Source organism: Bartonella queenslandensis AUST/NH15 (assembly GCF_000312585.1).
In the GTDB taxonomy this organism is placed as follows: domain Bacteria; phylum Pseudomonadota; class Alphaproteobacteria; order Rhizobiales; family Rhizobiaceae; genus Bartonella; species Bartonella queenslandensis_A.
On the sequence record NZ_HE998466.1, the window covers coordinates 1 to 255 of the forward strand.

Consider the following 255-nt stretch of genomic DNA (forward strand, 5'->3'; position numbering starts at 1 on the left):
CTTTACGCTTCTCTCTTACAATCTTATCGTGATCAAGCGATATCAGAGCAAGAAAAGCAAGCCGCTTTTGAAAAGTTTGTCATTGCCTATTTGACGCAAGATCCTTTGCAAAAGCAAGAATACGAAAAGGTTCAAACTTATAGAGAGGTCGCAGACGAAAAGGGTTGGAAAGGAAGCGATATAGACACCGATATTGATTTGGTCGCTAAAATTCGTGATCAAGACGATTACGTTGCTATTCGTTGTCAATTTTAT

General features: G+C 38.8%; 1 protein-coding gene. It reads left to right on the top strand.

Annotated features, from left to right (window positions below; genetic code table 11):
• On the top strand, positions 1–255 hold a 255-nt coding region (locus tag BN338_RS10645; protein WP_039762667.1), incomplete at both ends, for a restriction endonuclease.